Origin of the sequence: Ensifer sp. 4252 (assembly GCF_050434565.1) — a bacterium.
Classification (GTDB): domain Bacteria; phylum Pseudomonadota; class Alphaproteobacteria; order Rhizobiales; family Rhizobiaceae; genus Ensifer.
The window spans coordinates 114,507-136,622 of sequence record NZ_JBNDIU010000005.1 but is presented as its reverse complement, the minus strand read 5'-3'; the positions used below and the strand labels follow the sequence as shown (position 1 = coordinate 136,622).

Below are 22,116 nucleotides of genomic sequence, written 5' to 3'. Positions count from 1 at the left end.
CGTCATCGCCAAGACGGTGATGGGAGGGCCCTCCTGCTTGGCCGCCAGGACCAAAGGCCCACGTCGTTTCCAGGGAGGAAACCCATGAACATGCCCCGTATTCTCAAGGCGCTTGTCGCCGGCACGGCACTGACCCTGATTGCAACGGTCGCATCGGCCGAAGGCATCGGCGCCTCGCTTTTGACCCAGCAGCACCCGTTCTACATCGAGCTTGCCGACGCTATGAAAGCCGAAGCCAAGGAGAAGAACGTCGCGCTCGAAGTTGCGATCGCCAACCAGGATCTCAACAAGCAACTCGCCGACGTCGAGGACTTCATCGTCAAGGGCGTCGACGTCATCGTCATTTCGCCGGTCGATAGCCAGGGCGTGCGCGCCGCGATCGAAAAGGCCGAGAAGGCCGGCATCAAGGTGATCACCGTCGACGTGCCCGCCAACGGCGCGACCGTCACCTCGCATATTGGCACCGACAATTTCACCGGCGGCGTCAAGGCTGGCGAACTGATGGCGAAGGTTCTCGACAACAAGGGCAAGGTTGCCGTCATCGACTACCCGACGGTCCAGTCAGTGGTGAACCGCGTCAATGGCTTCAAGGAAGCAATCGCCAAGCATCCTGACATGGAAATCGTCGCTATCCAGACCGGCATCACCCGTGCCGAGGCGCTTGCCGCCGCGCAGAACATGCTGCAGGCAAATCCTGACATCACCGGCATCTTCGGCTTCGGCGACGACGCAGCACTCGCCGCAGCCGTTGCCGTCAAGGCGGCGGGCCTGGAAGCGCAAGTCAAGGTCATCGGCTTCGACGGCATGAAGGAAGCCCGCGACGCGGTTGACACCAACCCCGTCATGGTCGGCGTGATCCAACAGTTCCCCGACCAGATGGGCAAGCAGGCCGTCGACACCGCCGTCAAGGTTGCCGCAGGCGAACAGGTTCCGGCCGAACAGCCGATCGTACCTGGCGTCTACACCGCGAAGTAAGTCCTCCCAGGACAGCCGCCGCCCCACGGGCGGCGGCACCCATACGACGAACGTTTCCGGCCCGCTGCACAAAAACATGCAGCAATTCAGAGTGTTACAGCGTGCATGTCTCCTGAGATGCGCGTTGCCGTGACACCGGAGACGCTTCTCGGCGCGATCCAAGGAGGCCGCCATGCATGGTTCGACCACGGACACCGTTCTCAAGATCAGCAATGTCACGAAATCCTTCGGGCAGGTCGCCGCGCTGAAGAGCATGCGGCTCGATGTCCGCCGCGGCCGCGTGCATACGCTGCTGGGCGAAAACGGAGCCGGCAAATCGACGCTGATGAAAATCCTTGCCGGCGTTCACAGCGCGACGTCAGGCGACATTGTCCTTGACGATCAACCCTATCGCCCCGCCAACCCGCAGCAGGCCTCGGCGCTGGGGCTCGCGATCGTCTTCCAGGAACTGAGCCTCTGCAACAACCTGACGGTGGCGGAGAACATTCTGGCGACGCGCGAGCCACGCAAGTTCGGCTTCATCAACGACACGGCGGTTGTTGCCAGGGCCAAGGCGATCGTCGCCGAGCTCGGCCTGCCTGTTGATGTCACCGAGAAGGTCGGCAATCTCTCGATTGCCCAGCGGCAGCTGGTCGAGATCGCCAAGGGCCTCAGCCACGACGCAAAGGTCGTCATTCTAGACGAGCCGACCTCGTCGCTCAGCGACAGCGAGGCTGAGATCCTGTTCGACATCATCGGCCGGCTGAAAAGCCGCGGCGTCGCGGTCATCTACATTTCCCACCGCATGGAAGAGATCATGCGCCTCAGCGACGACATCACCGTCATCCGCGATGGCGAGTATGTCTCCACCCATGATCGTAACGACGTCACCATCGAGGCGTTGATTGCGCTGATGGTTGGTCGCCGGATGGAAGAAATCTATCCCCCGCCAACCCATGACCGGTCGACGCAGATTGCTGCGGATCGGCCGCCGGTGCTCGCGGTCGAGCGCCTGACACGCGATGGCGAATTCGACGATATCTCCTTCGAGGTGGGCGCCGGTGAAATCCTCGGCTTCTTCGGCCTCGTCGGCTCGGGCCGCTCCGAAGTGATGAATGCGCTGTTCGGCATGAAGAATGCCGGCGGCACTGTACGCCTTGACGGTAAGGAGGTGCGCTTCCGCTCGCCGGCTGAAGCCATCGCCCGCGGCATCGGCTTCGTCACCGAGAACCGCAAGGAAGAAGGTCTTGTGCTCGGACACAGCGTGGCGTGGAACATCTCCATGGCGGCCCTTTCCGATTTCACCGGCCCATTCGGCTTCACCCGTGGTGGCGCCGAGCGCAAGGCCGCGGCAGCCGAAGTCGGCCAGCTTGCCATCAAGACGCGCTCGCTCGACACGCCGGCCGGGTCCTTGAGCGGCGGCAACCAGCAGAAGATCGTGCTCGCCAAATGGCTGCTGACCCGGCCGAAGGTGCTCATCCTCGACGAGCCGACCCGTGGCGTCGATGTCGGCGCGAAATTCGAAATCTACAAGATCATCCGCCAGTTGGCGGCCGAAGGAACAGCGATCGTGCTGATCTCCTCCGAGCTGCCGGAAGTGCTCGGAATGAGTGACCGCGTCGTCGTCATGCATGAGGGCGTGCTCGGCGCGACCCTTGCCGGCACCGACCTCACTCCCGAAACGATCATGGCGCACGCGACAGGTTTTCAATCATGACCCAGCAAACTGCAGCCCAGGCCGCCCTCGTCAGGGCATTGAAGCAATATGGCGGCATCTTTCTCTCGCTGGTGATGCTCTGCGTCATCTTCTCCTTCCTCAATCCGCGGTTCATGTCGGTCGTCAATTTCATGAACATCCTGCAGCAGGTGGCCGTGATCGCAATTGCCGCCTTCGGCATGACCTGGGTGATCCTGCTCGGCGAGATCGATCTGTCCGTCGGCTCGATCATCGCGGTCGCCGGCATGGTCGGGGCGCAATGTTTCGCCTTCGGGCTCGGCTTCGGCCCGGCCCTCGCCATGACGCTTGTAGCCGGCGCGCTGATGGGCATGCTCAACGGCGTGTTGACGGCAAAGCTCCTGCTGCCGTCGTTCATCGTTACCGTTGCCACCATGGGCATCTATCGCGGCCTCGTCAGCCTGCCGACAAACGGCGCGCCGGCGATGATCGACAATTCGACATGGACCGCCATCGGCACCGAAAGCTTCCTCGGCCTGCCGATCATCATCTGGGTCGTTGCCGTGCTCTTCGTCATCAATCAGATCGTGCTCAGCAAGACCAGCTTCGGGCGTCGTGCCTACCTCACCGGCGGCAACCGCGAAGCGGCGATCTATTCGGGCATCAAGGTCGATCGCCTCAAGATCATCATCTTCATGATCTCGGGCGTCATGGCGGCGATCAGCGGCGTGCTGCTCTCCTCGCGCCTTTTCTCCGCCCAGACCAATGCCGGCATGAGCTATGAGCTCGATGCCATCGCCGCGGCCGTGCTCGGCGGCACCTCGCTTGCCGGCGGTGTCGGCACCATGGTCGGCACGCTCATCGGCGCCTTGATCATCGGCGTAATGAACAACGGCATGAACATGCTTTCCGTCCCCTATTTCTACCAGCTCATCGTCAAGGGCCTCGTGATCCTTGTCGCCGTTTGGCTCGACGTTCGCGCCAAGCAGGCAAAGCGCTGACCGGACACGAGTGAGACACATGCACAAGATACTGACGATCGGCGAGATCCTCGTCGAGATCATCGCCACCGAAAAGGGCGACGGCTTCCGGCAGGCGACACCGCTGATCGGCCCCTTCCCTTCCGGCGCCCCGGCCATCTTCATCGACCAGGTCGGCAAGCTCGGCCAGGCGAGCGCGATCATTTCGCGCGTCGGCGGCGACGATTTCGGTCACGTCAACCTCGCACGCCTGGAGGCCGACGGCGTCGATATCTCCGGCATCGAGGTCGATCCGCTCGCCACCACCGGCAGCGCCTTCGTTCGCTATCGCCACGACGGCAGCCGAGCCTTCGTCTTCAACATCCGCGACAGCGCCTGCGGCACCATTCGTCTCGATGACAAGGCGATCGCCCTCGTTCAAAGCTGCAGCCACATGCATGTCATGGGTTCGTCGCTCTACGCGCCGAGCGTAGTCGAGAGCATTCTCGCCGCAATCGACATCATCAAGGCCGCCGGCGGCACGGTCTCCTTCGACCCCAACCTCAGGGCGGAAATCCTCGAAAGCCCCGGCATGCGCGAAGCGCTGAGATCAGTGTTGGCCAAGACAGACGTGTTCCTGCCGAGCGGCGCCGAGCTCTTCCTTTTCACTGAGGCGAAAAGCGAGGCAGACGCCATCGCCGAACTCCTCGCCGCCGGCATCAAGGTGGTCGTCGTCAAGCGCGGCGCCGAGGGCGCCAGCTATTTCGATGCGGAAGCGACCTTCACCCTGCCTGGCTTTGCGGTCGAAGAGGTCGATCCGACCGGGGCGGGCGACTGCTTCGGCGCCACCTTCGTCACCTGCTGGCTGAACGGCGCAACACCTCGAGAAGCGCTTGAACTCGCCAATGCTTCCGGCGCCCGCGCCGTGATGATCTTCGGCCCGATGGAAGGCGCATCGACACGAGCGGAACTCGAAGCCTTCATCAGCGCGCGAAAGGATTGAATGTCATGAAACCGAACTATCTGATCGATATCGCCCAGTGGCGTGACCGTCCGGGCCTGCGTGGCATTCCCTCGATCTGCTCGGCCCATCCGCTCGTCATCGAGGCCGCGATGCTGCGGGCGCTGAAGGAAGGCACGCATCTCTTGATCGAGGCGACCTGCAACCAGGTCAATCAGGAGGGCGGCTACACCGGCATGACGCCAGCCGACTTTACCGGTTTTGTCGGCGAGATCGCCGGAAAGACCGGTTTTCCGGTCGAAAACATCATCCTTGGCGGCGACCATCTCGGTCCCAATCCGTGGAAGCATCTGCCGGCCGATGAGGCGATGGCGAAGGCCGAAGCGATGATCCGCGCCTATGCCGAGGCCGGCTTTACGAAGCTGCATCTCGACACCAGCATGGGCTGCGCCGGCGAGCCGATCGCCCTTGCCGATGCAACGACGGCATCGCGTGCCGCACGGCTTGCCGCTGCGGCCGAAGATGCCATCCGCGGACGCGACGGCATCGCCCCGGTCTACATCATCGGCACCGAAGTACCGGTCCCGGGCGGCGCGTTGGAGGAACTGGACACGCTCGAAGTCACGGCGCCGGAAGCAGCTGTCGAAACCGTCGACATTCACCGCCTGGCGTTCTCGGACGCAGGTGCCGGGGAAGCCTTCTCGCGGGTCGTCGGTGCTGTGGTCCAACCGGGCGTCGAGTTCGGCAACGAGAACGTGATCGCCTATGACAGGCCGAAGGCCGCCAAGTTGAGCGCCAGCCTGACGAAGCTCAACGGCCTCGTCTTCGAGGCGCATTCCACAGACTACCAGACACAAGACGCGCTTCGCGATCTCGTGGCCGATGGCTTTGCCATCCTCAAGGTCGGTCCCGGCCTGACCTTCGCCTTGCGCGAAGCGCTTTACGGCCTCGACCAGATCGCCACGTTTCTGTTTCCCGATGCACGGTCGAAGACGCTGGCTGAGGTCACCGAAGAGGTGATGCGCGAGGAGCCGGCAAACTGGGGCAAATATTATCACGGCTCATCAGAAGCCCTGCGCCTTCAGCGCCATTTCTCCTACAGCGACCGCATCCGCTATTACTGGCCGCACCCGAAGGTCGCGACCGCAGTCGAAGAACTTCTTCGTCTGCTCGATGGCGTCACGATCCCCGAGACGCTGATCAGCCAGTATCTCTCGGGCAGCTACGAGCGTGTGCGAGACGGTCAGGTCCCGCCCCAAGCAAAGGCCCTGGCGATTGCGGCCGTCGACGCGGTTCTGGAGGATTACTTCACTGCGTGCAAAGGATAGAGCTGGCTGTTCATTCCGTGAATATTTCGCGGTCGACACTGCCTATCCCTCGGAAATAAATCTATAAACGAAACCCAAAAGAAGAATGGGGGCGCTTCGACCGTGGACAGACAAATCAAGACGATGGAGGATTTTTCGGAGTTCGTCGGTTTGTCGCGCCCCACAGTCTCCAAATACTTCAACGATCCGACTTCAGTCCGTAAGAAGACCCGCGACGCCATCGAGGCCGCTATCAAGCAATCGGGCTTCAGACCCAACATCTTCGCCGTCAATCTCAACAGGCGGCGAACCAATATTCTTGGCGTCATCGTTCCCAATTCGACCGACCCGTTCTACATGGCGCTGACGCGGCGCATCGAGCATATCGCCAACCAGGCGGGCTTTCTGGCTTTCGTCCTTTCCTCCGATGGCAAGCCCGAGATGGAGGAGCGCGCCATCGAGACCTTCAAGTCGATGAATGTCGCCGGCGCCATCATCGCCCCGCTCGGTGTCCAGTCCCATCATCAAAAGCTCACCTCGCTCGGCGAAAGCATCCCACTGATCTACGTCGACTCGCCGCTCGACGGCAGTTCCTCCTTCGTCGGCACGGACAACCGGCAGAGCTTCAAGCTGATGGTCGACTATCTCTGCCGCTCCGGCGAACCGCCCTGCTACTTCGGCATGCCGCCGGTCAACAACAACGCGTTGGCCCGCCAGCACGCTTATCAAGAGGCGATGCAGCAGTTGAAGATGGATGCCGTCATCGTGCCGACGACGCCGAATGCCTCCTGGGACTTCGAAAAGTTCGGCTACGACGAAACGCTGCGCATCCTGGGTGAAGGCGGCTTCCCGACGAAGACGGTGCTCTGCGCCAACGACCGCGTCGCCTTCGGCGTCATCGCGGCGGCCTTCCAGTCCGGCGTCAAGGTCGGGCGCGAACAGGATAGCGACCTGCGCGTGGCAGGTCACGACGACCATCCGCTGTCGCGCTACACCTGCCCACCTCTGACGACGGTGGCGCAGAACTATAATGAGATCGGCCGGCTGGCGATTGAGCTTCTGTTGTTCAAGCTCGGCGAAACCGAGAATGTCGATCAGGCCTTCCCCGCCGACGAGCGCATTCTGCTCAGCGCCGAGATCATGCTGCGCGGCTCGGCCTAGACCGGCTATGGGCCTGAACTCGCCGACAGCCTCGTCTCGACCGCGCCGACCGCCGGGAAAGGCAGATCGGCTGCGATGCGCTCGATCAAGAGCCGCACCCGGCGCGGCTGGAGGCGCGTGGGCGGATAGACAATCTGCAGCGCGGTGCGACCGACGGAATAGCTCGAAAGCACTTCGACAAGCGCTCCCGACGCCAGATCCTCACCCACGTCCCAGATCGATTTGAGAGCGATGCCTTGGCCCTCGCGGCACCATTGCGCCACCAGTCCACCGTCATTGGCAACCCGCCGGCCGCGCACCATCACCTTGCGGATCTTGCCGTCGATCTCAAAGGACCATTCGCGGTCGAGGTTGGTGCCAAAGCGCATGACGATGCAGTCGTGGTCGGACAGTTCGTCCGGATGGTCGGGCGTGCCGTTGGCCGCGAGATAGGCAGGTGCCGCGCAAACCACACGGCGATTTTCCCCGAGCGGCCTTGAGCGTAGCGAACTGTCGGCAAGAAGACCGTGACGGATCGCGAGATCGAGGCCCTGGCCGAAGAGATCGACATAGCCGTCCGTCAGGTTGAGATCGATGGTGACCTCTGGATGGTCGGCCAGAAACCGATCGAGGATAGGCACGATGTGGCGTCGACCGAGGTATTTCTGGACCGTGCTGACCGATGGCCGTGTCCGCTCGCGATACGGCAACGGCGATATTGTCGACATCGTCTATCTCGCCGGCGAGACCCGCCATTTCAGCGATCTCACAACCGCGGATGCCTTCGTCCACGACCTCACCAACACCGGTGAAACCGAACTCGTTTTCGTCACCGTCGAGTTCGATCCACGCCGGCCGCAGATGATGTTCGAATGAAAGGGATCGGCGGAAACGCCACTATTCGCCGAGGCGCGGTGACGCCTTGACCGTGTCGATGATATTGCCGAGCAGCAGATGCAGCGCATCGCGGTAGCCGGTGCGTGCCGAGGGGCCGCTCTCCTCAGAAGTCATCACCACGGTCAGTTCAAGCGCCGGAACGATGTAGAGCATCTGACCGCCATAGCCCCAGGCGAAATGCACGGTCTCGCCGGCGATTTGGCGCTGGAACCAGCCGTAGCCGTAGATGTCGCCGGAGAAACGCGAATTGGTGCGCGGCTGCCAGGAAAGTGCTACCCATTGCGCCGGCACCACCTGTCTTCCTTCTGCAGTCTTGCCGCCGTTGCGGTATGTCTCGCCGAAGGCAAGCAGTGATCGCGCGCTCATCGCCATCTGGTTGCCGCCGAGATAGATGCCTTGCGGATCGCGATCCCAGGCGTCGATGCGAAAGCCCTTGATCGGACCGAGCCACTCACGGGCGAGAGCAAGCGTCGACTTGCCGCTGACCTTGGTCAGGATTGCCGAGAGCAGATGGGTGGACGCAGTCGAATAGAGCATCTGCCCGCCCGGATCATCGTCGAACGGCTGCGCCAGCGCAGAGCGGACCCAGTTCCGGCTGGACACCCAACGGCCGTAATTCGGACCGGACATCCGTCCAAGGCCGGCCTGCATCGAAAGCAGATGTCCGATGGTGATGTCCTCAAGCCTTGGATCCGGTGAGGCCGGCAGGTCCGTTTCGAGGATCGGGGCGATCTTCTGGTCCGGCCCCTCCAGCAAGCCCTTGTCGATCGCGATGCCGACCAGAGCCGATACGATCGACTTGGAAGCCGATTTGATGTTGGTGGTTCCCGTCGGGCGGTTGCCCTGGTAGCCGCGTTCGGCAACGACAGAGCCGGCTCGTGAGACGATCACGGTTTTCAACGGCTTCAACTCGTCGCGCGCTGTAAGGCTGTCCAACAGCGCCGGAAGCGGTGGCCGATCCTGCGCGATAGCCAAGGAGCACATCACCAGCAGCGAGAAAAATGCAGCGGCAAATCTGATCATGCCGTCCGATTTAGGCTGAATGCGCGGCGGCGTCATCGGGCCGCGTGCAATGTCACGCGGATTTGAAGCCAGGTGACCGGCCCCGTCGTGGCTCAGTCGTGCAACGGCTTCACGATGCGTGTGGGGCGGATGCGCCTGTGGCAAGTACCGACACGAAACGGCGCAAGCTCTGCCGGACGAAATCCGCAACCGGGATCTGCGGGTCAAAACTCCACCAAAGCAGGGCCCCCTGCCAGTGGGATGCCATCAGGAGACCGATACCGGGTACCGGCCCCGATGGACCGGCCAGGCGTTCATCCAGCGCCTGGGAGAGCGCATCGCGCCATCGCGCGCCGCGGGCGCGCAGAGCAGCATCGCGCAAATCCTCGCGCAGGATCCGAAGACCGTCGGCGTAGGTTTCGATGCCGCCATAATCGCCGGACAGCCCGACGAGCAGATCGACGGCACCTTCCGGTGTCTTCGGCAAAGCCTCGGAAAGCTCGTCCGTCAATCGGTCGAGCCCGTCCCAGGCTTGCAAAAGCGTACGCTGGACGAGCCTCTGCTTGTTTTCAAACCGCTGGACCAGGGTGGAGGCGGAGAGCCCCGTGTCAGTGGCAAGGGCAGCGAAGGTCAGCCCCTCCGGGCCGCGCGCCTGCATGATCGCCAGCGCGGCTGCCAGCACGTCTTCGTCGGGCATCGTTTTGGGGCGTGGCATCTTGACTCTCGTTAATAACCGAATAATCGTTTATATATCTTATTCTCGCAGCCACGACCAGATGGCATCGATCACCGATGGAGGGAAACATGACACTTGGGGGAAAAATCGCACTGGTCGCAGGCGCCACCCGCGGCGGCGGTCGGGGAATTGCTGCCGAGCTCGGTGCGGCGGGCGCCACCGTCTACGTCACCGGCCGCACCACGAGAAGCCAGCAATCGGAATACAATCGCCCGGAAACAATCGAGGAAACGGCGGAACTTGTCAGCGAACTCGGCGGCGAAGGTATCGCGGTGCAGGTCGACCACCTGCAATCCACACAGGTGAAGGCACTCATCGAACGCATCCGGCGGGAACAGGGCCGGCTCGACATCCTCGTCAACGACGTCTGGGGTGGCGAAAACCTGTTCGAATGGAACAAGCCGGTATGGGAGCATGATCTCGACAACGGCTTGAAGTTGCTTCGACTGGCCATCGACACCCATTTGATCACCGCCCACCATGCCCTGCCGCTGATGATCGAAAATCGCGGCGGGCTGCTTGTCGAGGTGACGGACGGGACGGCCGAATACAATGCGGAGCATTATCGGCTCTCGCCGTTTTACGACCTCGCCAAGGTTGCCGCCAATCGCATGGCCTGGGCGCATGCCAAGGATCTGGAGCCGCATGGCTGCACGGCCATATCGATTACGCCCGGCTGGATGCGATCGGAGATGATGCTGGAGCATTTCCAAGTGACGGAAGAGACCTGGCAGGAGGCAACGAAGATCCAGCCGCATTTCGTCATTTCCGAAAGTCCGCGCTTCGTCGGCCGCGCCATCGCGGCGCTCGCTGCAGACGCACAGAAAGAGCGATGGAATGGACAATCCCTGTCGAGCGGCGGCCTCGCCCAGGAGTATGGCTTCACCGATCTCGACGGTTCGCGCCCCGATTGCTGGCGTTACATGCGCGAGGTGATGGAGCAGGACAAGCCCGCGGATGCGGCGGGATATCGCTGAAACACCTTACTCAAAGGCGTTTGGCAATCCCATCCGTCAGATCGTTAGCGTCTGGACCGCGCCATCGCCGAACTCGCAATCGAGTTCCCAACCGGCGCCGGCCTGACGGACGCCGAGAAATGTCGCCCCATCTCCGGGCGCCGGGCGCGTTGCATTGACGACGCAGCGGTAAGTCTTCGCACCGTTCAGGACGTCGATCGTCTCGCTGTCGACGATCTCCTCGTCGATGCCGTTGGCGAAGGGATAGGGCGCAAACATCGCTGCCGTGTGGATCGAGTGGAGACGGGTGACGGAGCCATCTTCATCGTAGAGATCGACCGTTGCGATGCAGCCTCGATGTTCGTCGCCCGAGAGAAACACCACATGCTCGATCCGGTTCTCGGCGATATAGGCAAGCACCTCGCGAAGCGTGTTGGGATACCCGTCCCAGCCGTCGGAATGCAACGCACTCAGGTTCGTCCAGGCGAGGCTTCGGTCGCGCTGTACGGCGCGCCGGTGCCGCGGCAACAACATCACCGGCGACACGACGAATTTCGGCGCGGGCGCCAGCAACAGCCATTGTTTCAGACTGTCCATCGTCGCCGGCGCAATCATCGCCGCGGTCTTAAGGCCGTCGCCGACCTTGCGGTGCGTGCGCTGCGTCCGCGTATCGAGCATGAAGAAATGAAAGCCGTCGAAATCGAACATATCAAGCTTGGCATGTATGCCGCGCTGATATTTCCAATAGGCCTCGATGCCGCGCATCGCCTTTTCGGCGTTGTCATCGTCGTCGGGATCGGAAATCGGTTCCCAATTGTCGTCGATCTCATGGTCGTCGAGCAGCATGAAGGACGGGATCTGCCTGAGCACGTTGCGCACGCTTCGCTGGCTGAGCCAGGCTTCATAGGGCAGCCGGTATCGGTCGTCCCGACGGGTCGGGTCATAAAGGCCCGCCGTTGGGTCGACATAAACCTGGTCGCCGACGAAAAGCGCAAAGCGTGGCTTGATGCCGGCATTGGCTTCCAGGCGGTCGCCGATGCGGCCATAGGAATGGTAGGCGACGGCATCGTCGAGAAATCCGGCCGGATACTGGCACGACGACAGCGTAAAGCTGGTGCCGTTCGGCGTCGGTTCCAGGGGCGGCTGCACCGGCGGATCATAGGGAATGACGCCGTCCCTCAGGTCGAAATCCTGTTCGACAACGGGCGGCGGCGCCGCCTGCATGAAGCCCTGTCGCCTTGTGCTCGGAGGGGGAAAGGCGATCGCACGCTCGACCGCGGCCGCCATTTTCTCAAACCGACCGAAGGCAAACGCGACCGCCTGTTTGCTCGCGGCATCGCCGGCGCCTGTCGGATCCAGTCGGCGCATCTCTTTAAGCGCGATATCGGCGACGAAGTAGCCGTAGGCCGGGCCTTGCCCTGCCCGGCCGGGCTGTGCCAGATGCCGATCAAAGTCGAAGGTCGGCAAGGACAGCCCGCCGCCAGGGCTAGCAATCGGATCACGCGGAGCGGCTGTCTCGCCGAACACGATCACCGGCGGTGGTGCGGCGACGGGTTCAAGCGGCGGCGGTGGTTCCTCATGCTCGAGGTCCGGTGCCGCCAACGCCGCATCCTCGTCATAGACCAGCAAGACCAAAAGCGCATTGCCGCGATCTTCGCCCGCGTTGCCCGGCATGCGCGCCGGCAGCGGGGCTTCGAATGCGTCCCAGCCATCGTCCTCAAGCGCCTTGGAGGTGTAGGCCACGAGGTGTTCGATGAGATATTGGACATCCCAGGGCTTGGCCGCATCATCCGGCCGGCAGATGCGATCGTCGACCAGTCGGATGCGCAGCAGCAATGCGGCTTCGGTCGCCCGATGCGAGGGTGCCGAACCCAGGCGGATGACCAGCGCCGGGGTCTTCGGGCGCTCTTCGGTCAGGATCGGACCGATCCAGGGCGGGTACACCACTTTTTCACTGTCGGCCTTGGCTGCAGCCGTCGGTATATCGGCGTCGAGAAACTGCTGGATCTGCTGCAAGGTCGCGTGGCGCGTCGTTCCGACCAGAGCATCCTGATGCCCCGCGCCCGGATTGACGAAGGGAGGCGTATAGACCCGACCGGCATCGCCAAAAATCTGCCGCATGCGATCGACGGTCGAGACGTGCGACAGGCCATTTTCCGCTCCATGCACGCTAAAGGTCGGGAACGACCAATGCTTTTCCAGATTCTGGCGCGAGACCAGGCGATTGCGTCCATGAAAGTCCGTCATCGTCGAGTAGCGAACGAAATGCAGGGTCGACGACACCGTCGACAGGCTCAGCGGACCGAAGTGCTCGTCGATATAGCGCAGCATCTCCGGCTCCATGTTGCGCACGTTGAAATCGCGACCGTAGAGCGCGTCCATGCGGTGCCGCGTCCGCGTCCAGGGCGTCCGCTTCGTCGGCCATAGCGGGTTTTCGACGTCGAACTCCTCGACGGGATAGGGTAGCGTCGACAACAATCGATCGAGCAGATCGTCCGCCAGCGTCGGCTCCTTCGGGTTGAAGCTGTAGCTGTCCGGCAGGAAATCGATGAGGTAGCGCACGACATAGGCGCGAAAGATGTTGGCCGGTGCGAAGACCACCAGCGGGCCGACCTGCGTGAACGCGGCGCGATTGACGAGCCCGGTCGCATGGCCGTTCAGAACGGCAATGCTGAAAACGACGGTTCCCATGCAATGCGCGATCACATCGACCGTTCCGTCAGGCGACGTCGCCGCCACGGCCTTAAGCGCAGCCGGCACGTCGACATTGCCGATCTGGTCAAAACTCCAGGCCTCCGTTGCCGTCGGCTGGCCGGCACTGGTTCTGAGATCGGCGATCCATATGTCACGACCGGTGCACCAGAAATGGCTGGCGAAATTGGGATTGACCGCATGATGCGCAAACGTCGTGCCGCTGGCGCTATAGCCGTGGAACATCACCAGTGGCCGCTTTTTGGTGTTGGGATGGCGGTAGCGCGTCAGCCGCACCTCGCCTAGAATGTCGTTGCCTCCGCCATCCGGCCGTTCGGGAGCAAGCGCGACGCGGTGCAGTTCGGCGGTGATCGATGCGCCGCCGGGCAGACTGAGCGTGCTCGGCGGCAGACGGTTGACGATCGCCTCGCGCGGCCGCTTGTCCTGATCGGGCGAACGGAAACTCCAGATGTGCAGACCGAGCAGAAGCCGCGTGACGAAGCCGAAGAACGACAGGAGATCGCCGATGGTATTGGCGCCGTCGCGTTGATTGACGATCCGGAACAACGGCACGCCGATCCGCGCGAGATAGCCGACATCAAGCTTCAGGACGCGTTCGCCGCTGTCGGCGCTGAGGCCTGGGAACCTGTCGAGCGTCACCTCCATAAGCTGGCGCCACGGGTTGCAGCGCCGATCGTAGGTGAACGTCTTGGTGCCGACGATGCGGTTGCCGTCGAGTGTTATCTTGCCGCCGACGTCCCGCGGTCCGATGGTCAGATCATAAGTGAGCGCCCTGAGTTCGCCGGAGCGGCTGGCGATCGCGAAAGCCGACTTGACCCGCGACCAGATACCGGGGCCACCATCGCCGTCGACGAGGGCCTGGTAACTGTCGCGAAGGCCCCGGTTCAGCGTCCACGCTTTGCCGGCGCGCCACACCCGTCCAAGCAGCGAGCTCTGCTGGCGCTCGAATATCCGCAGGCTGCCGGAGATCGGTGCGCTGAATTCGACGGCGGCATCGAGCTTCTGCTCCTTCACATGCAAAGGCAGCCAGGTCGTTTCGAGCGCTTCCCAGACACCCCGGGGGAAAATCCGGATCTGGCTTCTGATGGCGCGATCCGGCACTTCGGTCGCGACACGAAGGACCGGATGGCCACCATTGTTCGGCGTCAACTGTCCAAGCATCGTCGGCGTAAACCGCATGGTCAGCTCGACGATCCGGGTTTCCTCGACCCCATCGGCAGGCGTCAGGCGAACGGGGCCGACAAGACGTTCGGTGATTTCGACCTCGCTCGACTGCACCCGCGCGGCGACGTCGGTGTCGCGAAAGACTGGTCGAACCAGCGGCGCACCAACCGGCCGAACTTCGGCCGCGACATAGTCCCATTCGTCCGCCAGCGCTTCGGTCGCGCGCAATGCAATCGCTGCAATCGTCAAGGCGGGGTTCGTCGCAAGCGCTGTCGGAACGATCGACCCGTCGAGCACAACCAGATCGTCATACACCGCATCGGAATCCGCCGACGAAAAGACGCGGCCAAGATGGTCGACGACACCGTCTGCGCCGGTATCGGCCATAGCGCAGCCGCCAAGCGGGTGGACGGTTGCCAACGGCCCGCGCTGATCTTTGAGCAGCCAGGTCAGATCGGCCGGCAACAGCTTCCAGACCGGATTGGGGATGAGCCGGCCACCTGAGTTCTTGGTCAGCGCCGCGAGCGCCGCGACCTCCTCGTCGAAGACGGGCAGGCTTTGCAGCCTGTCCCAGCGGATCCGGGCAATCCCGTCGCGATCGGTAGCGATTGGATCGCCGTCGAGCTCGATCCGGCCAGCCGCGCCGTCATCGGCCATGACGGCGTAGAGAGCGGAGTGGCCGATGCGTGTGGCCGGCACTGCATAGATATCATCCTCCGGAAATCCCGACCGGTGCCGGGTGCCGTCATGCTTGGCGAGACCGTGCAGCGTGTTGAGCGTCGCGAAAACCTCGGCGAAGGCGATGCGGAGGGCGGCCGGTACCGACATTTCCTCGATCATGACACCGGCGGAGGCACGCAGATCGATCACCCCGGTAATCGTCGGCCCGATTGCCCGGGTCGAAGGCTTGACCGTTTCGTCGGCGACGGTGTTGACGGCAGCTGTGGTGGCGTAGTCGGCAACCAGCATGTCGCCATTGGTCGAGCATCGTGTGCCCAGGTTCTTGTCGGGCAGTCGCAAGCCCAAGCCGCACGACCGCATGAGAATTTCGCTTGAGCCGAGCGTACCGGCGGCGAGCACCACCTTGCGAGCCCTGATCGACACGGTGCCGCCGTCACGCTTGCGCAATTTAGTGTCGGTGTGGACGCAATTGACGATCCAGCCGGCCGCCCCATCCCTGGCGATGGTCAGCACCGTTGCACCGCTGAAAATTTCAGCGCCGTACTCATGGGCGCGCACCAGCAAATTGACATCGAGCGAATTCTTCGCGCCACCATTGCAGCCGGTCGCGCAGTCACCGCAGCGCATGCATTTGTTAAGACTCACATTGCCCGAACTCGTGGTGTCGCTCATCGCGACGGTGATCGAAGCGGGGCGGAAGTTGCCATCCGGCGCGATGGCGCGAATGGAGCGAAACTTTTGCGGCACGCCATCGACATGGTTCGCAATGGTGTTGGGTGCCCCCATGATGGCACCACCCAGCAGATCACGGGCACGATCGAAATAGGATTTCCAGGCCGACAGATCCGTGAGCGCCGTCGGCCAGCCCTTGAGGAACACGCTTGGCAGCGGCGTTTCCATGACACCTGCATTGATCAGCGAACCGCCGCCCACGCCATTAGCGACGACGGCAACGACCTCCGCACCGATCCTGATGTCGATCAGCCCCTCCTTGTTGGTGTCGCTGCGAATATGGCGCGGCAATTCACCGAGCCCTGTCGGAAACGAGCCCGGCAGATATTCACGCCCGCGCTCGAGAACGCCAACTGTGATCGGGCTGCCCTCATGCGTGCGACCGGCGAAGGTCGATGCGGCAACGGCGCCGCCATAACCGCTGCCGATGATCAGCACATCGAAGTGCACACTGGCCGGCGCCTTGCGGACGCGATCGATCAACCGCTCGAAACCCTGCGATATCCAGGCCGTTTTCGATTCCGTGTCGAGGTCGCTCATGCTGGCCTCCGCGGCAAGCTACCGCGAGGCCCAGCGATGCGGTATCGCAACGCCTCGTCGACGACGGCCCTCGATCCTCTGCCGGTCTGCGATCTGTCTTTTCCGATGTCGCTTCTCTGCACAGTGTTCTCCACCAGATATGCCGCCCCCTCGATCGCGGCCGTTCTTTTTCCGGTCTTTCCACGCCTGCAAAATATGCTCGCATCCATCCCACGCTTCGGGGCCGGAAGGCATTAACTTAACCTTGGGTTGCATACGAGCACAAAGCACCGCATTGGCCTTTCCGACCCATGCCCTGATTTCGACTGACGTTGAGAGACCCCTCTTAGCGCCGGGCGAATTATATGCGAAAGTCTGCAGATACGTGAGAGGGGAACCACTAATCCAGAAGTAGTAGGGCCTCACCCCATCGTGTGAGCAAACTGGGCGCTGGCGCTTCCTTCGTCTTTCTGCAGGCGTGAGAAAGAAGTCATGGGAAAAAACGATCCGCTCCTGGAGGGCTTCCTGCCGCTGGAATTGCTGGGCAGGATCCATGGCGCCAGTGGCGACCGTCCGGCCGCCGTCGCGTTTCCGGCCGCGGTACTGTTCGTGGATGTGTCGCGCTACACGGCCCTCGTCGAACAGTTGGCCCGGCGCGGACAGGAAGGCCTGGAACAGATCCCAAAACTGCTCACGCTTTCCTACGCGCGCTGCGCCGAGCAGATCGGCAACCGTGGCGGCGAGGTTCTCTATTTCTCCGGCGATTCTCTCCTTGCCTACTGGGCAGCTAGCGATGTCGACCTCGGCCGTGCCGTGCGATCCGCGACCGATTGCGCCGAAGCAATCTGCCGCGACCAGGGCGCTCCACAGGAGGCGGCCCCGGGCCAAATCGGGCCTGCACTTCATGTCGGCGTCGGAGCGGGGCAGCTCTGGGCCGCGGCACTCGGCGGCCGGCCGGTTTGGAACCTGATTGCCGGCGGCGATGCGGTCATGCAGGCAGCAAGAGCGCAGACCCAGGCCCGTCGCTGGGAATATGTACTGTCGGATGGCGCGACGCAGGCGATTGCTGTTGCGGACACCGCAGGCGGTGAAGATGCGCCTTGCATTGCGCCTCCGGCGCCACCGACACTCAGGACCGAATGGTTGTCCGGATTCCTGCCGCCACAGCTGCAAGATATCGTGCGAACCACGGAAGAGGCGCCTGTCGTCACGCATAGTGGTTGCTCGCACGACGAAAACAATGGCTTGAGATCGGACGCACGGCTGGACCGGCTCGCCGAGATCAGGCCGATTTCGGCGCTGTTTGCGCGGATCGCCGGTCTCGACCACAGCGACCCGATGGCTCTCGCCCGTCACCATGACCTCTGCACCTCGCTCCAGGCCGACCTCCAGAATTCAGGCGGACCGCCCGGCGAACTGCTCTTCGACGACAAAGGCCTTGTCTTTGTCGTCGCCTTCGGCGCTCACGGGACCTTCCACCGCGACGACCCACAGCGCGCCGTCGATGCGGCTCGGGCCATCTGCCGAACTGCTCAACGCTTCGGCCTGTCGGTATCGGTCGGCGTGGCGACGGGTGACGCACTCTTTCGCGTCGTCGGCAGCACCCGCAGGCGACAGCTGATGGTCCTCGGTCCCCCGGTCAATCGTGCTGCTCGCCTGATGGCGGTCGCTGCAGATGACGTGCTCTGCGATGCGCCGACCGAGCGGGCAAGCCGAGCCACCTTCGCCTTCGAGCGGCGCGGCGCGCTGCAACTGGAGGGTCTCGGCGACATGGCACCGGCGTTCCGGCCGCAGACACGGCGCCCGGCGGCATCAGTGCCGACGAGCCTTATCGGCCGTGAGCGCGAATTGCGGTTCCTGAGAGCCACATTTGCCAACGTCAGTAGCGGGACCAACAGCCTCGTGGTGGTTCTCGGCGAACCAGGCATCGGCAAGACCAGGCTCGTCACCGCCTTCACGAACGAATTGCGGGCAAAGGGCGCAGTCGTCGCAGTTGCACCCGCCGAGCGCGATGATCGGCGCACATCGCTTTGGGCATGGCGGCGGGTCATCGAGACCCTGCTTGGCCTGCCCGCCGACAGCGACGGCGCCCGCCTGTTTGAACGCATTCATGACCGCGCCAGGAGAGACGCTGCCATTCTCACACGTCTGCCCTTGCTTGCCGATGTGCTCGCCGTCGACATCCCGCAGAACGAAAGCACGAGGCACCTCGACGGTGCGCACCGGGCCGACGCGACCATGCGCCTGATGGGCGACATCATCGCCGGGGCGGCTCCCCATCCTCTGACGCTGGTTCTCGAAGACAGCCAATGGCTCGATTCAGCCTCGTGGCGGCTCGTGGAATGGGTACTCGGTTCGCAATCCTCGCTGCTGGTCATCCTCTGCGTGCGGTCCGAGGAGATCCCGGAGGAGGTGAAAAGCCTCAGGCGCCGGGCCGAAACCGCCCGCCTCAACGCCGGCACATCGGAGACCGACGATCCCGCCCGCTTTTGTCAGATCCTGGAGCTTGATGAACTGAATGATGCCTCGATCTGGAAGCTGGTCGCGCGGACGCTGGGCAAGGCGCCGCCGCACGACGAACTGGCGCACCGGATTTCCAAGCTTGCCGGCGGCAATCCATTCTTTGCCGAGGAAATCGCTTTGACACTGAAGAGCGAAGGCCTGATCGCCATCCGCGATGGGCTCTGGCGCTCCATTCGCCCGCTCGACGACCTCAGATATTTCGAAGGCGTCGAACGGGTCATTCGCGAGCGTCTGGATCGCCTGACCACCGCGGCCCAGGACGTGATCAAGGCAGCGGCCGTGGTCGGGCGCTCGTTCACCACCACGCAGCTCAATGCCCTGCTGGAGCCGGATCTCGATGGCGAGAGCGTCTATGCCGTGCTCGAGACACTTGTGGCGGCCCATCTGGTTCGCCCGGAAGATCAGCCTGGACACTATGCGTTTCGCCACGACCAAACGCGCGACGTCGTCTACGGATCGATCCCCGGCGACCTGCGCAACAGGCTTCATGGTGCGCTCGCCACCTGGATCGAAGCCGGACGAACGGATGCGGGCAGCGCCGACGCGGCCGTCCTCGTCCAACATTTCGAGGCGGCGGGCAACAACGAGAAGGCGGTGAAATATGCCGATCTCGCCGCGACCAACGCGCTGCAGATCGGCGCCTTCCGCGAGGTCGAGGCGTTTGTCGGCATCTGCCTCAGCCACGAACCCAGGAAGCAGCCGTGGAACGACGATCAACGGCTGCAGGCGGTCCGCTGGCGCCGGCAGCTTGCTGAAGCCCACTACAGCCGAGGCGATATCCACGCTCAGGGCGTTGCCGTCCGGCGCGCGCTGAAGGCGGCGGGTGCCCCCGTGCCAACCTCGGCCAGCGGGACGCTGGTGGGTCTGATCCTGCGAGGTGCCCGGCTCGCCTATCAACAGGTGTTCCCGCCATCACCGGATCTGGCTGGAAAACAGAACCGCATACGCTGGGAGCGCGAAATGGCCCGTTGCCTCAACCAGGCGGCGACGGTGGACTATTTCGAACTGCGCTTTTCGCGCGGGATGTGCAACCTGGTCGGCGCCGTCACCCATGCGGAACGCACCGGCTCTTCCGTCGAAACCGCGGTTGCATCGGCACAGCTCGCCTGCGGCTTCGGCATGATGGGCTGGCAGCGCGTCTGCCATCACTTCATGTCGAGGGCCGAGAAGGTTGCGATCGAGATCGCCGATCCCGCGATCCATTCGCATGTCTGCTATCTTGATGCGCTCTGGCGCCTCGGCCGGTGCGATTGGGAGATGGTCGACCGCCGCCTCGACCAGTCACAGGGTCTTAGCCTGAGCGCCGGAGACCAGCTGCGCTGGTGCAATGCGCAGGGCATACGTTTCTGGTCGCTCTACTATCGCGGGGACTGGAGCGCGTTGGAGCCTGCGGCACTGACGCTTTTGTCGCGGGCCCAGAACGCCGGCAACATCCAGCAGGAAATATGGGCCTTGCGCTGCAAGGCGCTCTGCGTGTTGCACATGGACCGGCCTCGCGAAGCGGTAGAAGTACTCCGGTTGATCACCTCGGCCATGCTAGGCTCCGTCGATCTTGCGGCACAGATTTCGGCGCGTGGGGCGCTGGCGCTCGCGCTCGCCCGCGTCGGCAGGCACGCAGAAAGCGTCGAGGCCGCCGTCGACACGCTTCGCCTGTTGCGCGCCATGCGCCGGCCCTCCTCCCACAGCGCGTTGATCGGCATCTCTGGCGTGGCCGAAGTACTGTTTCGCGGCCGGGAGGCGGGCCTGTCCCGCGAGTATGAAGAATGGGGGCATTGGGAGCGGCAGGTGCTGTATGAACTGGCACGCTATTGCCGGGTCTTCCCGGTCGGCGCAGCGCAATACGGACTGTGGTGCGGCCTGGCGCACTGGCTGGACGACAGCAAAGAGCGCGCGCTGTCGACGTGGAAACAGGGCCTTGCCGTAGCCAAGCGCCTTTCCCTCAGACAGGATGAGGCCACCATAGCAGCCGAGATCCGGCGTCGGCAGGACACGGTCTGATCGGCAACAGCCTGTCCTCAAGAGCGCCCCGACCCGACATCGTTTCGGTGCCCGGCCTTGAACACGCCCCTCGCCTCCTATAGTTCGGGTCCCGAGTTGATTTTGGATTGGGACAATCGTGTCGAGAGATCGTTATTCGAGAAAACTGGAATGCTCGAAATGTGGAGCGTCCGGCTTTGCAGAAGCCTCGGAGAACGATGATCCAAAAAGCAGGACCCGTGGTTTTCTCATCGATCAGATGCCAGCGGGCTTTTCGACTGAGCGTCCGTCGAGTGATCCCGCCAAACACATGATGCGGTGCCGCTGCGGCCATATCTTCGCCTTCAAGCAGAAGACTGTATATGCGCCGAGCGGCGAACCGCGAAACTAAGCCACGTTCCGCCTGCCTGATGGTCTCTGCGCGAAGACCGTGGGACGGTCGCTTAGGACGCTCTGACCACCAGACCCATCGCCTCGCAAATCATCACCGACTGCTCGATCGTGATGACGGCGCGCTTCAGCGTCACCGTTTCGGGTTCGATCGAACTTATATCGCTGCCGCGCAGATCGCATCCGGTGAAATTGGCGCTGTGAAGCCAGGCACCCGACAGGTCGAGCCCGGTCATCGTCCCGCCCTCGCAACGCGCGCCGGTAAGATCGGCTTCGCGCAGGATCGCGTCAGCGAAAACCGCACTACGAAGGTCGGCACCCGGCAATCCGACGAATGACCAGTTCCCACCCTTGATCCTTGTCGCGTCGAACTTGCAGCTGTCGAACATGCTGCCGACGAATTTGCAGTCGTTGAAAGCGACATCATAGAAATTGCAGCCGACGAAGGTACAGTTGATGAAGGCGCTGCCGTCGTGGCGCGAGCAATTGAACTTGGCGCGACGGAATGTGCATTCCTTGAAGACCGCGCCGGCGCTGGTTGCCTCGGTCATATCGAGATCCGAGAAGAGCGTCCGGCCGTGGTTGCGGTCGGAAATATCCAGACCATACCAGTCGGCGCCAGAAAGGGTGGTTTCCGTCGCCGGAGCTGCTTCTCCATGTTTGCGTTCGGCCATTTTCGCCTGCCCTCCCTCGATTCAAGCGCCGCTCGGGCCTGTGTCTGGCGTGAAAATGCGCGCTGCGCAAGGCGACAGGAGGTCGTTTCCTTTCCATGATGCGCGCAGAGTAAGCCGCTCGCTTTTTCCACTGGCAGTGCCAAGCATCTCGATATCG

The 22,116-nt window shown here is 62.9% G+C and carries 15 protein-coding genes; 10 read left to right on the top strand and 5 right to left on the bottom strand.

From position 1 onward, the window contains the following. Positions 1-84 precede the first annotated feature (84 nt). The 6 genes from ABIE33_RS13785 to ABIE33_RS13760 all read left to right on the top strand — a co-directional run bounded on the left by ABIE33_RS13785 (position 85) and on the right by ABIE33_RS13760 (position 7,017). Positions 85-975: a substrate-binding domain-containing protein gene (locus ABIE33_RS13785; RefSeq protein WP_429125770.1), complete on the top strand. Its 891-nt coding sequence runs from the start codon at positions 85-87 to the stop codon at positions 973-975. Positions 976-1,147: 172 nt separating this feature from the next. Next, on the top strand, positions 1,148-2,671 hold the full coding sequence (locus tag ABIE33_RS13780; RefSeq protein WP_429125768.1) for a sugar ABC transporter ATP-binding protein: 1,524 nt from the start codon (positions 1,148-1,150) through the stop codon (positions 2,669-2,671). Continuing rightward, positions 2,668-3,630, top strand: coding sequence for an ABC transporter permease (locus ABIE33_RS13775; protein WP_429125766.1), 963 nt, complete (start codon positions 2,668-2,670; stop codon positions 3,628-3,630). Before ABIE33_RS13780 ends, ABIE33_RS13775 begins: the two co-directional genes overlap by 4 nt. 19 nt (positions 3,631-3,649) lie before the next feature. Next, on the top strand, positions 3,650-4,591 hold the full coding sequence (locus tag ABIE33_RS13770; RefSeq protein ID WP_429125764.1) for a tagatose kinase: 942 nt from the start codon (positions 3,650-3,652) through the stop codon (positions 4,589-4,591). Between the two features lie 5 nt (positions 4,592-4,596). Further along, a complete protein-coding gene (locus ABIE33_RS13765) occupies positions 4,597-5,877 on the top strand; it encodes a D-tagatose-bisphosphate aldolase, class II, non-catalytic subunit (protein WP_429125762.1) in 1,281 nt (426 codons plus the stop codon). A gap of 123 nt (positions 5,878-6,000) precedes the next feature. Next, entirely contained in the window at positions 6,001-7,017 is a 1,017-nt protein-coding gene (locus ABIE33_RS13760) for a LacI family DNA-binding transcriptional regulator (protein WP_429125982.1), read from the top strand. A 5-nt stretch (positions 7,018-7,022) separates the two neighbouring features. Here the strand turns inward: ABIE33_RS13760 and ABIE33_RS13755 are convergent, their stop codons facing one another. Beyond that, complete coding sequence (locus tag ABIE33_RS13755; protein ID WP_429125761.1) at positions 7,023-7,637, bottom strand: substrate binding domain-containing protein; 615 nt, start codon at positions 7,635-7,637, stop codon at positions 7,023-7,025. A gap of 1 nt (position 7,638) precedes the next feature. On the opposite strand from ABIE33_RS13755, the gene ABIE33_RS13750 reads away from it, so the two are divergent. Further along, positions 7,639-7,872 carry a hypothetical protein gene (locus ABIE33_RS13750; RefSeq protein ID WP_429125760.1) on the top strand — a complete coding sequence of 78 codons (234 nt, stop codon included), beginning with the start codon at positions 7,639-7,641 and terminating at the stop codon, positions 7,870-7,872. Positions 7,873-7,893: 21 nt separating this feature from the next. On the opposite strand, the gene ABIE33_RS13745 is transcribed toward ABIE33_RS13750, so the two are convergent. Both ABIE33_RS13745 and ABIE33_RS13740 read right to left on the bottom strand, forming a co-directional pair. Further along, positions 7,894-8,916, bottom strand: a complete 1,023-nt coding sequence (locus tag ABIE33_RS13745; protein ID WP_429125758.1) for a serine hydrolase domain-containing protein — start codon at positions 8,914-8,916, stop codon at positions 7,894-7,896. A 109-nt stretch (positions 8,917-9,025) separates the two neighbouring features. Beyond that, positions 9,026-9,610, bottom strand: a complete 585-nt coding sequence (locus ABIE33_RS13740; protein ID WP_429125756.1) for a TetR/AcrR family transcriptional regulator — start codon at positions 9,608-9,610, stop codon at positions 9,026-9,028. 89 nt (positions 9,611-9,699) lie between these two features. Between ABIE33_RS13740 and ABIE33_RS13735 the strand changes: the two genes are divergently transcribed. Continuing rightward, a complete protein-coding gene (locus tag ABIE33_RS13735; RefSeq protein ID WP_429125754.1) occupies positions 9,700-10,608 on the top strand; it encodes an SDR family oxidoreductase in 909 nt (302 codons plus the stop codon). Positions 10,609-10,644: 36 nt separating this feature from the next. Here the strand turns inward: ABIE33_RS13735 and ABIE33_RS13730 are convergent, their stop codons facing one another. Continuing rightward, positions 10,645-16,416, bottom strand: a complete 5,772-nt coding sequence (locus ABIE33_RS13730; protein WP_429125752.1) for an alkaline phosphatase D family protein — start codon at positions 16,414-16,416, stop codon at positions 10,645-10,647. A gap of 471 nt (positions 16,417-16,887) precedes the next feature. Here ABIE33_RS13730 and ABIE33_RS13725 point away from each other — a divergent pair, with 471 nt between their 5' ends. Together ABIE33_RS13725 and ABIE33_RS13720 are read left to right on the top strand one after the other, a co-directional pair. Then, on the top strand, positions 16,888-20,916 hold the full coding sequence (locus tag ABIE33_RS13725; protein ID WP_429125750.1) for an AAA family ATPase: 4,029 nt from the start codon (positions 16,888-16,890) through the stop codon (positions 20,914-20,916). A 115-nt stretch (positions 20,917-21,031) separates the two neighbouring features. Next, complete coding sequence (locus ABIE33_RS13720; RefSeq protein WP_429125980.1) at positions 21,032-21,286, top strand: hypothetical protein; 255 nt, start codon at positions 21,032-21,034, stop codon at positions 21,284-21,286. A gap of 52 nt (positions 21,287-21,338) precedes the next feature. Here the strand turns inward: ABIE33_RS13720 and ABIE33_RS13715 are convergent, their stop codons facing one another. Continuing rightward, entirely contained in the window at positions 21,339-21,959 is a 621-nt protein-coding gene (locus tag ABIE33_RS13715) for a pentapeptide repeat-containing protein (RefSeq protein ID WP_429125748.1), read from the bottom strand. Between the last annotated feature and the right edge of the window lie 157 nt (positions 21,960-22,116).